The 13,092-nt window shown below is 43.0% G+C and carries 13 protein-coding genes; 11 read left to right on the forward strand and 2 right to left on the reverse strand.

All coding sequences use genetic code 11. The features are described 5' to 3' along the window. The first annotated feature begins 61 nt into the window (after positions 1 to 61). Entirely contained in the window at positions 62 to 421 is a 360-nt protein-coding gene (locus A2X74_RS11015; protein ID WP_363925361.1) for an NnrS family protein, read from the forward strand. On the opposite strand, the gene A2X74_RS10510 is transcribed toward A2X74_RS11015, so the two are convergent. Beyond that, positions 338 to 847 carry a DMT family transporter gene (locus A2X74_RS10510; protein ID WP_293601040.1) on the reverse strand — a complete coding sequence of 170 codons (510 nt, stop codon included), beginning with the start codon at positions 845 to 847 and terminating at the stop codon, positions 338 to 340. The two genes, A2X74_RS11015 and A2X74_RS10510, sit on opposite strands and share 84 nt — an antisense overlap. Positions 848 to 1,097: 250 nt before the next feature. Here A2X74_RS10510 and A2X74_RS10515 point away from each other — a divergent pair, with 250 nt between their 5' ends. The 8 genes from A2X74_RS10515 (at position 1,098) to A2X74_RS10550 (ending at position 9,332) form a co-directional block, all read left to right on the forward strand. Beyond that, positions 1,098 to 1,835 (forward strand): MBL fold metallo-hydrolase, encoded by a 738-nt coding sequence (locus tag A2X74_RS10515; protein ID WP_293601041.1) that lies wholly within the window; start codon positions 1,098 to 1,100, stop codon positions 1,833 to 1,835. Positions 1,836 to 2,180: 345 nt separating this feature from the next. Next, a complete protein-coding gene (locus A2X74_RS10520) occupies positions 2,181 to 2,441 on the forward strand; it encodes a hypothetical protein (protein ID WP_293624828.1) in 261 nt (86 codons plus the stop codon). Between the two features lie 64 nt (positions 2,442 to 2,505). After that, complete coding sequence (locus A2X74_RS10525) at positions 2,506 to 2,841, forward strand: hypothetical protein (RefSeq protein WP_015421834.1); 336 nt, start codon at positions 2,506 to 2,508, stop codon at positions 2,839 to 2,841. Between the two features lie 70 nt (positions 2,842 to 2,911). Then, complete coding sequence (locus tag A2X74_RS10530) at positions 2,912 to 4,195, forward strand: TolC family protein (RefSeq protein WP_015421833.1); 1,284 nt, start codon at positions 2,912 to 2,914, stop codon at positions 4,193 to 4,195. A 13-nt stretch (positions 4,196 to 4,208) separates the two neighbouring features. Beyond that, positions 4,209 to 4,778, forward strand: a complete 570-nt coding sequence (locus tag A2X74_RS10535; RefSeq protein ID WP_015421832.1) for a hypothetical protein — start codon at positions 4,209 to 4,211, stop codon at positions 4,776 to 4,778. Further along, positions 4,775 to 5,815, forward strand: a complete 1,041-nt coding sequence (locus A2X74_RS10540) for an HlyD family efflux transporter periplasmic adaptor subunit (RefSeq protein WP_015421831.1) — start codon at positions 4,775 to 4,777, stop codon at positions 5,813 to 5,815. Before A2X74_RS10535 ends, A2X74_RS10540 begins: the two co-directional genes overlap by 4 nt. Positions 5,816 to 5,825: 10 nt before the next feature. Then, a complete protein-coding gene (locus tag A2X74_RS10545) occupies positions 5,826 to 8,948 on the forward strand; it encodes an efflux RND transporter permease subunit (RefSeq protein WP_015421830.1) in 3,123 nt (1,040 codons plus the stop codon). 15 nt (positions 8,949 to 8,963) lie between these two features. After that, positions 8,964 to 9,332, forward strand: coding sequence for a hypothetical protein (locus tag A2X74_RS10550; RefSeq protein ID WP_015421829.1), 369 nt, complete (start codon positions 8,964 to 8,966; stop codon positions 9,330 to 9,332). Between the two features lie 362 nt (positions 9,333 to 9,694). Here the strand turns inward: A2X74_RS10550 and cadR are convergent, their stop codons facing one another. Next, on the reverse strand, positions 9,695 to 10,093 hold the full coding sequence (gene cadR / locus A2X74_RS10555) for a Cd(II)/Pb(II)-responsive transcriptional regulator (RefSeq protein WP_015421828.1): 399 nt from the start codon (positions 10,091 to 10,093) through the stop codon (positions 9,695 to 9,697). Positions 10,094 to 10,191: 98 nt separating this feature from the next. On the opposite strand from cadR, the gene A2X74_RS10560 reads away from it, so the two are divergent. Both A2X74_RS10560 and A2X74_RS10565 read left to right on the forward strand, forming a co-directional pair. Then, the gene (locus tag A2X74_RS10560; RefSeq protein ID WP_293624814.1) at positions 10,192 to 12,372 is read left to right on the forward strand and encodes a heavy metal translocating P-type ATPase; all 2,181 of its coding nucleotides are present in this window, start codon (positions 10,192 to 10,194) and stop codon (positions 12,370 to 12,372) included. Between the two features lie 41 nt (positions 12,373 to 12,413). Further along, positions 12,414 to 12,914 carry a hypothetical protein gene (locus A2X74_RS10565; RefSeq protein WP_215346988.1) on the forward strand — a complete coding sequence of 167 codons (501 nt, stop codon included), beginning with the start codon at positions 12,414 to 12,416 and terminating at the stop codon, positions 12,912 to 12,914. Positions 12,915 to 13,092 lie beyond the last annotated feature (178 nt).

Below are 13,092 nucleotides of genomic sequence, written 5' to 3' on the forward strand. Positions count from 1 at the left end.
GAGAAATCTATTCCTGCCCCTGATTCTTAGTGTTTTGGGAGTATTGAATGGGCTGTTCTATATGTCTGCCTATGGGCATATGAGCATTGATAGTAATGCCCCTTTGATTTCATCATTATTTTTAATTGTGATGATCGAAATCATGATTGGTGGTCGAGTGATCCCAAGCTTTACCGCAAATGCTATTGTAGGATTAAAGCAGTTTCGCAATAAATCATTTGCAGCTCTTGCGGTGGCATTAAGTGCCGCATCCTTTTTGCTTTGGACACTTTTTCCAGTCAGCGTTATTACTGCTCTTATATGCATTCTGACCGGCATATTACAGTTCATTTTGCTGTTAGGCTGGAAGCCCTTGGCTGCACGATCCAAGCCATTCCATGGGAGCTTGCTGACTAAAAAGGCTGCTAAAGCCAATCATTAATAGACCTGTTAATGATATTAAAAAGGCAATAAGTAAATTTCGTGGCATCTTAAAATGAGAGTTGATACCAACTAATAATGCCGCCCAAAAAGGAATGCCGCCATTTACAAAAACCCCAGCATGTGCGCTTGGAGCGTACGAGAATCCGGAATATATAAAAAGACCGTATCCTAGTCCGCCAAATACTGCAAGTGCAAAATATTTTGGCCAATTTTTAAATGGAATCAGCCATAAGAAGGCTGGCAAAGTAAGGGCTCCAGAAACTCCGAATCTAAGTGCGGCAAGATCATATGGGGTAAATTCAGTTTTAGCTCCAAGACGGGAGATTACATTGAATCCTGTCCAGCAAATAACAACGCCAAGGCTTGCTATTAGACCTTTGAGATATTCAGAATTAAATTTATTAATATCGTTCCTATGAGTCATATAGTTACATCTCTAAATTTTTAGTATGAACTGGGGGAATATGCCTCTTTCACCATTTCAATTGGCATTAACGCTGGCCTCAATTAATGGCCTCTTTAGGGTAGGCGCCCTATATTTTATTTGTTATCCTTCCAGCAGGAAGTCAATCAACTTATCTATATATGGGCCAACAAAACTTACTTTTTTAAATGCGCTTACTTGTTAAGATTTTACGCTACTTTTACTTTTTTTGAATGGCTCTAGGAGGAACATGAAACTTCAATTCATTGGCTCGGGCGATGCTTTTGGCAGTGGTGGGCGATTTAATACTTGCTTTCATGTAACTGGCAGTCACATTAACTTTTTGATTGATTGCGGTGCTTCATCGCTAATAGCTTTAAAGAAAAATTTAATAAACTTGAATGATATTCAGACAATCTTCATCACCCATTTTCATGCTGATCATTTTGGTGGAATTCCCTTCTTTATTCTTGATTCGCAATTTTTTTCTAAACGACAAAAGCCCTTAACAATTGTTGGACCAAATGGCCTGGCTAATTGGTATAAAAAAGTAATGGAGGTTAGTTTTCCTGGATCATCTAAAACTAAACTCAAATTTGAATTTTCATTGGTTGAAATAAATGCTGGAGAAAAAATTAATATCGATAATGTCGTTGTGGAATCTTACCAAGCGCAGCATGGTATTTTAAATGGCCCATTCTTAAGCTATAGATTGACAGCCGGGGAGAAGGTGATCTCATATACTGGGGATACTGAATGGACGGATGATTTAATTCATGTGGGAAAAGAGGCGGATATTTTTATTGCAGAGGCATACTTTTTTGATAAATTGATTCCATACCATTTAAATTTAGCTTCTATTGTTCAAAATTTGCCTAAAATTAAACCAAAGCGGCTCATTCTTACTCATATGAGTGATGATATGTTGGGTATGCTTAAAGAGATTAAGCACGAGGTTGCTTTTGATGGGATGAATGTTTTTATCTAATATTTCATAACTAACAAAAATGGAGCTTTAAATTTCTGAGTAACTCATGTTCTTAAAAAAAATATTTTAGAAAATTGAGCCAATAACTTTGTGTTTAGGGGGCGATCACTATTTATGCTTAGTATGGCCACAGATTTTTAATACAAATATTTACATTGATTCCCTTGCCTGGAATTGCAATTTTCCATCCTTTCTTTATTGCAGCCAACCTTGTTTTCTGAATAGATAATCAGAGGGTGTAGTTTGTCGGTTTACCCGACAAACATGGTGGTCGCCCAAGCTTCAATCTGAAGTTAAGCTACAAGCCTCTTGAGATGCTCATTGCCCTGATCGGTCTCTACATTCATGCCAACCCCAAGAAATGTGTCAGTGGTTTTGACGGGCGGCATTGTGGGTTCAATTGGCTTGAAGTGGAGGTTGATTGGTTTCGACAGCGTCTTGTTGGAGTGTCGCGTTTCCGGACGCTTATGTTGTCGGGTTAACCGACACTTGGAATGGGAGCTATCGGCCACTAAGAGACCTTCTGAAGTTGTTGAGCCGCCTCTTCCACCAAGTCATTGGGTATTCAGGGGGTTGTGGCATTACAGCAGCTATGTGAGTGATTAATCCATTTGACTTGTATGGAAAAGCTCTAAATGCAAAATACGAAGAAATATGCTGTAATTAGCTAATGAGAAAAATCCTGATAATTCTGGCCCTGCTAGCTTTATCGATACAAACATCTTATGCTACGGTTTCTGCTTACTGCCAAGAAGAGCAGGCAGCAGCTTCTCATGTTTCACATCACGAGCATGAGAAGCCAGTCAGCATTGCCTCTGCTAGCGATTCTGCAAGCTACGATTCTGATTGTGGGGTCTGTCATTTGGCGCATTCTCCAGCATTGCATTCCACTTTTAGCATTTCAGTTACCTCTACCATCTTTCATTATGAAGATGCACGAGTAGAGTTTTTAGTCGATATTTCTCCTCACCGCCCCGAAAAACCCAATTGGCTCGCTCTCGCCTAAGTTAGCGAGAGCCTTAACCTAATTCTTCTCCTCTCGCTAACTCTGTTTTGAACAAACAAATGGAGTTTTTATGTTGCGAGAGTATTCGGGCGTAGTTCGTCGCTGCGTCATTCAATTTACTGGATTGGTATTTATATTGGGATCGCCAATAGCGCTGGCTAATGCCGAGCTCAAAGGTGGATCGACCTTAAAGTCCTTCTATGAATCTTCATGGGAGCGCCAACCTGACTACAAGTCCTATCAGTATCGAGTAGAGGCCGCGCTTGCTAAGCAAAAAATTGCTAGCAGCCTTTTGGTAAGCCCAGCTTCGGTTGAAGTGTCGCAAAAGACCGATAGAACTAACAGCAATCAAGGCGCTAGTGAAACCATACTGGGTTTAGATATCCCCCTGTGGTTATGGAATGAGCGGTCAAGCTCAATTAATTTAGCGGATGCTGAATATAAAAAGCTTTTGTCTCAATACTATCTATCCCAATTGAGAATTGCAGCTGAAGTAAGGGATGCCTATTGGAATTACCAGAAATCAAAAATTGAGTCTGATTTAGCGCTACGCAGAAATGAGAATGCAAAGAGCTTAGCTCTTGATGTTGAAAAGAGATTTAAGGCTGGAGACTTATCTCGCGCTGATCTTCATCAGGCCAATGGTGCCCTCGCATCATCAGAAGCTTTTTTGGTCGAAGCGCAGGCCAACGTAATTAATGCTGAGCAAAGGGTGCGTACTTTATTAGGAAGTGAGTATCTCAAGAAAATTCAATTCGGTGACATTGCTAAAAATATTGAACCGCTACCTAAGGTTCCTGAAAACCTGTCAGGACTAGATTCTAGTTTGCCAATCGTTGCAGCCCTTGTAGATCAGTTAGAGGTTGCTAAAAAAGCAGTTGACCTAGCAAAGTCTCAAACTCGGGCTTCCCCACAATTGCAAATATGGACTACTAAGGGCCGTGAAGTCTATGGCGTTCCGTATCAGCAATCAGTTGCTGTTGGGTTAAGAATTCCTTTTGGCTCTGATGCTCGCAATACCAATAGATTGGCCAGTGCTACTGCTGAGATGGTCGATTCAGAGGTTCGATTGTCCTATGAGCGAGAGTCTGCATTAAGTAATGTGGAGTCAAATGTGGCTTTAGTGAAGTCGGCAAAAATGAAGCTTGGCGCTGCAGATAAGAGGTCTAACTTAGCCAATGAAACACGTCAATTTTTTGACAAATCATTTCGCTTTGGTGAAACCGATTTGCCCACAAGACTACGTATTGAGCTAGAAGCAGTGGATGCAAATAGGCAGGCTGCAATTGCAAAAATCAATTACGCAGTTTCAGTTTCAAATTTACGACAGGCCCTTGGCCTGTTACCAGAGTAAGGTCACTTTAACTATGAATTTATTGAACAAATATAGTCAGTGGGCGTCAAAACTATTAATTGCGCTATTTCTGACGATCGCATCGGCAACTTATGCAGGTCCTGGTCATGGGGAGGAAAAACCCACCACTGCACAAACTCAATCACTACCTCGCTTTTATGCTGAATCTGATCTCTATGAGGCGGTAGGAGTGATTAACGGCAAGGAAATCACGCTCTACCTAGATCGCTACTCCTCCAATGAATTGGTCAAAGGAGCCAAGGTTGAAATTGAGCTTGAGGGCTCTAAAATTAGTTCAGAGCCTCATGGCGATGGAGAGTATCTCTTTCGCCTAAAAAATAAAATTAAAGATCAGCCTACTGCGATCACCATCACGATTAATGATGATGTTACCGACATACTAGCAGCCACTATAGATCTAAGTTCCTTTGAGCGCTCCTCATTGATCACTTGGAAATCAGCAATAAAGATCTTGCTTTATTTCAGCCTCTTGATGGCAATTGCCTATTTGTCTTATCGCAAGAAAGAGGTGTTGATGACGAATACAAAAAAACTAATCAAACAAATTAAGGAGCGGGTATGAATCGCAAACAGAGAGATTTTGTATTTCGCCCCATTGTCCTCATTAGTTTATCTGTGGCGCTATTTGCTTTTAAGGTTTATGCTGGGCCGGGTCATGGCGAGTCGGAAGTATCCCAAGTTCAAGGTGACGCCCCTAAAAGACAGTCGGACGGCAGTCTTTTTATTCCCAAGCCTGCGCAACGCCAGTTACACGTGATGACAGCTCCTGGCCAGTTCGGCGAATATGCCAAAACCTATGATTTAGCTGGAAAAGTCATTATGGATCCTAACTTTGGCGGTAAGGTGCAAGCGATTGTTGCTGGCCGTATTACGCCGGGACCAGCTGGTTTTCCATTGCCCGGACAGAAGGTTAGTAAAGGCGATGTCTTGGCGTATGTAACGCCAGAGGCTGGCCCAGGAAAATCAAGATCACTTGCGGAAAGTCGACTAAAGCGTTTGCGAGATCTGAGCGATACGGTCCCTCGTAAGACTATTGAAGAGGCAGAAGCCGCTGTTGCTAATGAAGAATTAAGAGCCCCAGTCAGCGGAATTATTTCTACTACGGGTGTCGTATCTGGCCAAGTAGTGCAAGCAAGAGATCTAATCTTTGAGGTCGTTAATCCATCCAAGCTATTAATAGAAGCGCTTGCCTACGATTCAAGTCTGAGTAAGAACATTGCTGATGGCAAGGTGGATGTCAATGGCAAAGTGATTGAGCTCAAGTATCTTGGTGGTGGACAGACCCTCAGAGAGCAAGCCTTACCTCTAACTTTTTCTGCTAAATCGGACGATCTCCAATTTTTACCCATAGGTCAGCCCATTCGAGTATTTGTAAATACCGATAGCAAGATCACTGGAGTAAAGGCGCCTTCAAAATCATTAGTCAAAAGCAGCTCGAACCAAACAATTGTCTGGATTAAAAAGTCCCCAGAAATATTTGAGCCAAGAACAGTTGTATATGAGCCTTTAGATGGTCAGAGCATTGTTATTACTAGTGGTATTAAAGATGGTGAACGAGTCATTACTGATGGGGCATCCCTCATCAATCAAATTCGTTAAGGATTAAGACATGTTTACTTGGTTATTAGATTTCAGCTTAAAAAATCGCATGATAGTGATTTTGCTCGGTGCTATATCTATGTTCTATGGTGCCTACACCTTAAGCAAGATGCCTGTGGATGTCTTTCCCGATCTGAATAAGCCTACTGTCACCATCATGACCGAGGCTGGCGGAATGGCTTCAGAAGAAGTTGAACAACTCATTACATTCCCACTCGAAACGGCTATGAATGGTTTACCGGGAGTAGAGGCTATTCGCTCAGTATCTAGCGCCGGCCTCTCTTTCATATACGTTACTTTTGACTGGACTGTAGACATCTATCGCGCCAGACAAATGGTTTCAGAAAGACTGTCATCTATGGAGGGAGCAATTCCGGATGGCATTGTTTCGCGCATGGGGCCCATTAGTTCGATCATGGGTGAGATTATGCAAATTGCCATTCCGATTGATGAATCTAAGATTTCATCCATGCAGGTTCGCGAGTATGCTGATTGGGTTTTGCGACCCAGATTGATGGCTATCCCCGGGGTAGCGCAAGTCATTCCTATAGGTGGGCAAGTCAGGCAGTTTCAAGTGCAACCCAATACTCGCCGTATGGCGGAGCTAGGCCTTAGCATATTGCAGATTGAAGATGCATTGCGGGGCTACTCTGCAAATACGTCTGGTGGATTTCTTGAGTCCAATAATCGTGAGTATCTTATTCGTCATATAGGGCGAACCTCTAGCCTTGAAGATTTAAAGAACATTGCCGTATCGAACCGCAATGGACAAACAATACTTTTAAGACAAGTTGCAGATATTACTTTTGCACCAGCAGTTAAGCGAGGCGATGCCGGTTATGAAGGTGGGCCAGCAGTCATTCTAGGTGTACAAAAACAACCTTCAGCAGATACGGTAGCGCTAACAAAAAAGATTGAATCGGCTATTGCAGAATTAAAGCAGGGCTTGCCAACTGGCATGGAAGCTCCAAAAGTAACATTTAGGCAGGCGAGCTTTATTGATGCATCCATTAGCACTTTAGAGGGTAAGCTGATTGGCGCATCAATCTTTGTTGCTGTAGTGCTGTATTTCTTTTTAGGAACAATTCGCCCGGTCCTCATCTCATTAACAGCAATTCCAGTTTCAATTCTCTTAACTGCCCTAGTTTTTAAGTACTTTGGTTTATCAATTAATACGATGACCTTAGGAGGCTTAGCCATTGGAATCGGCGGCCTGGTTGATGATGCAGTAGTTGATGTGGAAAACGTAATTCGTCGCCTTAGAGTAAATCTAGATAAAGCATCTTTAGACCAATTAAGTCCACTAGCGATTGTGAGAGCCGCATCGCTTGAGGTAAGAACCGGAATTATCTATGCTACAGCCATCATCGTTTTGGTATTCATCCCATTATTTGCATTACCAGGTATAGAGGGGCGACTATTTGTGCCTTTGGGTATTGCATTTATAGTCTCTACTCTTGCATCGCTTTTAGTTTCAGTCACTATCACGCCAGTACTCTGCTTTTACTTGCTGCCCTCAATGCAGTCCCTGAGGGATCACGATACAAAGATTGTCACTTGGCTTAAAAGCCATTATGAGGTTCAGTTATCAAGGTTATTGGCGGCGCCTAAAAAGCCTCTGATGTATGCTTTTGCATCCGTCATAGTCGCTGCTGCCAGTGTTCCCTTTATGGCGAGCGCATTTTTACCGCCCTTTAACGAAGGGACTTTACTGATCGGATTGCGTTTAAATCCTGGTGTCTCTCTCTCTGAATCGGCGGGCGTAGCTAGCCAAGCAGAAAAGTTAGTCAGGCAGGTTCCAGAAGTGACTTATGTTGGACGCAGGAGTGGCCGCGCAGAATTGGACGAGCATGCGGAAGGTGTACATGTGAGCGAGTTAGATGTTGGTTTAAAGCCTGCGGGAGATTTAGATCGCTCCATGGCTGAGATACAGGCAGATATCAGGTCAAGATTAGTTAACTTACCCGCTGCAATTGCGATCGGTCAGCCAATCTCACATCGAATAGATCACATGCTTTCAGGAGTGCGATCGCAAATTGCTATTAAGATCTTTGGCGATGATTTGGACGTGCTGCGTAGCCAAGCCGACCTTCTAAGATCGAAATTGGCAGGCATTGAAGGCTTAGTTGATCTAGAAATAGAAAAGCAGGTTTTAGCACCACAAATTAAGGTCCGAATTGATTACGATAAGGCGGCGCAATATGGAGTTTCAACATCTCAGATTATGGCCACCTTGCAGGGCATGGTTGAAGGGGAGAGGCTCTCGCAAATTATTGAGGGTAATCGACGGTTTGCCTTAGTGATCAAGTTACCAGACTCAGCAAGAAATTTAGAAGGGCTTGCTGATATCTTGATTGATACGCCAAATGGAAAAATTCCACTCTCCAAAATTGCTAGCATTGAGGATGGGGATGGCCCAAATCAAATTAGCAGAGACGGCGGTAAGCGAAGAATTGTCTTATCGGCTAATGCCTCCAAGCGTGCCCTGTCAGATATCGTGGCTGATATTAGAACTGTGATCTCTAATCAGACTCTTCCAGAGGGTTACTTTATTACTTTAGATGGTCAATTTAAAGCGCAAGAAGAGGCATCTAAAGTAATTGGTTTGCTATCGATTGGATCATTTCTTTTGATGTTTGCGGTTTTAAATAACCGCTATAAGTCCATGCGCCTATCTTTAATGATTATGTCTAACATTCCCTTAGCTATGGTCGGAGCAGTGATTGGTTTGTGGATTTCAGGCCAGCCACTCTCGATTGCTGCATTAATAGGATTTATCACGCTAGCAGGAATATCTGTGCGTAACGGAATCTTAAAAATTAGCCATTACTTAAATTTGATGCAGTCAGAAGGTGAATCGTTTAGTCTGGCAATGATTATTCGCGGATCAATTGAGCGCTTAAGTCCTGTACTAATGACAGCTTTGGTCACAGCTTTTGCCTTGGCACCATTGTTATTTGAAGCAGAGCGTCCTGGTACAGAGATATTGCATCCAGTAGCAGTTGTTATTTTCTCCGGGCTCATCAGCTCTACCTTATTGGATACCTTTTTAACGCCAGCCATGTTTTGGCTTTACGGGAAAAAAGCATCTGAAATAGCCTTGAGCAATATGAAAACTAACGAAGTATTTTAATTTAAAGGGGTTTATATGAAATCAATGATGGTGATTGCAACCTTGCTAATCAGTTTTATTGGTCCAGCCCATGCTGGAGCCGGCCATGATTTAAAGCCAATGCATGGCGGTGTCATAGTAGAGGCTAAGGACATTGATGTTGAATTGGTTGCAAAGCCTGATAGCCTATCGCTGTATTTGACGGACCACGGTAAACCGATACCTATAGATGGTGGGACCGCAAAGCTGACAGTCTTAATTGGATCAGATAAAAAAGATTATGAGCTACTGCCTAATGGAGGCAAATTGGAAGTGAAAGGTAATTTCGCTATTCCCAAGGGAGCTAAGGCTATAGCAGTTATCAAGATAAAAGCGAAAGTGATTACAGCAGGATTTAATTTATAGCCTAAATCAGCTCAATCTAGTCTGTACTCTGGGTCGCCCTAAATGATCTGGATTAACCTCGCTGAATAGTAAAGACAGCGCCCATCTATAGTTGGTTTTGGGTCGTTATCGGTCCATTGCTAACGGCATCCTACTATGTCGGTTAACCCGACAACCGTCGTGTTTCGAGACGCTCACGGCTAATCAGTGCTTAACATTCCCACTCACAACGACCCAATATTGTCTATTGTTCCCAACGGGCTTAAAAATGTCGAATTGGCTTTAGACAGGGTTCCTTGGGTGTTAACGATTGGTTATTGGTAAATCGGCAAAAGGCCGATGACTGCTTTCGGCTAATAAGAGGCGGTAGTGTCACCTCTTTTTTACTTCACGGGTAGCGATAATTTATTTAAGATCCCGCAATGTGCTGAGTCCTGATTCGCATGACATTGTTTTCTGAGCAGCTTTAATTGTCGCTCAAGTTGGCGTAGCTCATTAATTCGATTGCTTACACCTTCAATATGGGCATCAAGCAATTCATTTACTGCATCACAGTTTTCATCGGGCAAATCTTTTAAGCGAAGTAATTGACGAATTTCACTTAAGGTCATGTCCAGCGAGCGGCAGTGGCGAATAAATGTAAGGCGTTGCAGGTGCTGATCCCCGTAGATTCGGAAGTTACCCTCAGATCGAGCCGGTTTTGCTAACAAACCCTCTTGTTCATAAAACCGAATAGTTTCCACTTGAGTGCTTGTGGCTGTTGCTAGTTCACCAATTCTCATTTGACCTCCAAGTTTTTACATTTTTATTCTAATCCCTTGACTCTATAGTTACTATAGGGTGTTAAATGTTTTATGTCTTCATCATTTAGGTTTCCGCTATGAGCGAATGCAATACCTCCTGTAGCTGTTCTGCATCAACTCCTGTGACAAAGGCTTCTGAGATGCCGAGCAAGAATAAGGCCATCTATTGCATTGAAAATATGGACTGTCCAACTGAAGAGGCGCTTATTCGTAAAAAGCTAGCGAGTGTAAGCGGCATTGAGTCGCTGGATTTTAACTTAATGCAAAGGATGCTCACGGTTGGTCACAATCTCAACTCACTTGACGCTATCGAGTCCGCTTTGGGTTCAATTGGAATGCAGGCGGTGCTACAAATTGGTGAGACTTCTACAAAGGACAGCTCACTTGAGCCTATGCCTAAAACCAATTGGTGGCCATTGGCTATTGCAGGTATCACTGCAACCTTGGCTGAAATCATGGAATTGCTGCAACTTGGTAATCAGTGGATTGTCATTGCTCTAGTAATCGCCTCAATTGCTTCAGGGGGCCTTACCACTTATAAAAAGGGCTGGATTGCATTAAAGAATGGCAATCTCAATATCAATGCCTTAATGTCAATTGCAGTCACAGGCGCGATGGCGATTGGAAGTTGGCCAGAAGCCGCCATGGTGATGTTCTTATTTACTCTAGCTGAAGTAATTGAAGCCAAGTCATTAGATCGTGCTCGCAATGCGATTCGTGGCTTATTAGACCTCACCCCTGAAACCGCAACCGTTCAGCAAGCCGATGGCTCTTGGGTGCTAACAGATGTTAAGGCTATTGCTTTAGGTGCTTTAGTTCGAGTGCGTCCTGGAGAGCGAATAGCTTTAGATGGCATATTAATAAGTGGTAACTCGGCAGTAAATCAAGCGCCAATCACGGGTGAGAGCCTACCCGTCGATAAGATAGTTGGCGATGAGGTATTTGCAGGAACGATCAATCAGACGGGATCGTTCGAATACAAAGTTACTGCAGAAGCGACTCATTCAACGCTAGCTCGAATTATTCATGCAGTAGAAGCGGCGCAAGGAAGTCGTGCGCCCACCCAGCGTTTTGTCGATCAATTCGCTAGGATCTATACCCCAGCGGTCTTCTTGCTTGCAGTATTGGTTGCTGTTTTGCCTCCATTGTTAATGGCGCAGTCATGGCAAGAGTGGATCTATAAGGCGTTGGTTATGCTAGTAATTGCATGTCCTTGTGCCTTAGTGATCTCAACACCAGTAACGATTGTGAGTGGCTTAGCATCTGCCGCAAGAAAAGGCATCTTAATTAAAGGAGGCGCTTTTTTAGAAGCAGGACGGAGCATGAAGGTCTTGGCAGTAGATAAGACAGGGACCCTCACCTACGGGAAGCCTGCACAAACGGATTTTTTTGCATTAAGTGGCAATGACAAGCATATTCACGAAATTGCCATCAGTCTTGCAGCACGATCTGATCATCCCGTATCTCTAGCAATTGCCCATGCTAATCAAGAGCAAAAGAATGATTTAATGACTGTAGATAGCTTTGAGGCGATTCTGGGTCGCGGTGTCAAAGGCGTTATTGAGGGTAATTTGTATTACCTTGGCAATCATCGACTGATTGAAGAATTGGGTTTGTGCTCTGATGATATTGAGAATCGTTTATTACCACTCGAGCAGCAAGGCAAAACGGCCGTATTGCTTACCAACCAAACAGAGGTTCTAGCCATTATTGCGGTAGCCGATACTGTTAGAGAAACAAGCAAGCAGGCTATTGATGGGCTTCACCAATTAGGTGTGACTACCATCATGCTCACTGGTGACAATGAGCACACCGCCAAGGCAATAGGTAAGCAGGTGGGTGTCGATGAAATTGTGGGTAATTTATTGCCTGAAGATAAGCTCAAAATAATTGACAGTCGCCTAAAAAAGGATCCCAATCTAAAGGTAGGCATGGTTGGAGATGGCATTAATGATGCCCCCGCTTTAGCAAGAGCAAGTATTGGATTTGCGATGGGGGCGGCTGGAACCGATACTGCGATAGAGACTGCTGATGTTGCGCTAATGGATGATGATTTACGCAAGATTGCTACCTTTATTCGGCTATCCAAATCAACCGCTCTAATTCTGACTCAAAACATTGTTCTTGCTCTTGGCATTAAAGCTATTTTCCTTGTGCTTACCTTTACAGGGCAAGCCACGATGTGGATGGCGGTATTTGCGGATATGGGTGCGAGCTTGCTAGTAGTGGCAAATGGATTGCGGTTATTAAGAAGTTAGACAGTAGTCAATATTCAGCATTTAACTCAAGGAGTACTAAGATGAAAAAGCTAGGATGTGTTGCGATTTTAAGTTTGGGTGTTTTATTAAGTGCGCCCGTTTTGGCGCAATCAGCAGGGGCAGGCACTAAAGCCTCACAGACACAACAAAAAAATGTTGATGTAGCGGAGTTTGATAAGCAAGCCGCTCAAATTCAAGAGAACTTTAAAAAGATGCAACAGCAGATGGATCAGATCCGTGCAACTCAAGATCCGCAAGAAAGGCAAAAGCTGATGCAGGCTCACTGGAGCACAATGCAGGGCAACATGAATATGATGCAAGGCATGTGGGGTTCGGGAATGATGGGTTGTTGTGGTGGTAACGGCGGCATGATGGGTGGACACATGATGGGTTGGAATGGTATGGGCCCCTATTACTCTAAATTAACACCTGAGCAGTTAAAGCAACGCCAATACATGATGGATCAATACATGGGTATGCAGCAGAACATGATGAACCAAATGATGCAGCAGAACTATATGTGGATGGATCGGTCAAGGTAGTAACACACTAGGGGGATGAGTTACTGGACTTGTCCTCCAAGGTCTCCCTTGGGTCGATAAGATCCAAATTGATTGAATTCACTCAGATGACTCAAATCGGCCAGAACTAGTCACTGCAATTCTAGTAACTGAACTCATTTAATTACAATTTCAGAATTAAAGAAGATAGAAATTTAAA

This window comes from Polynucleobacter sp. GWA2_45_21, assembly GCF_001830325.1.
Lineage (GTDB): Bacteria > Pseudomonadota > Gammaproteobacteria > Burkholderiales > Burkholderiaceae > Polynucleobacter.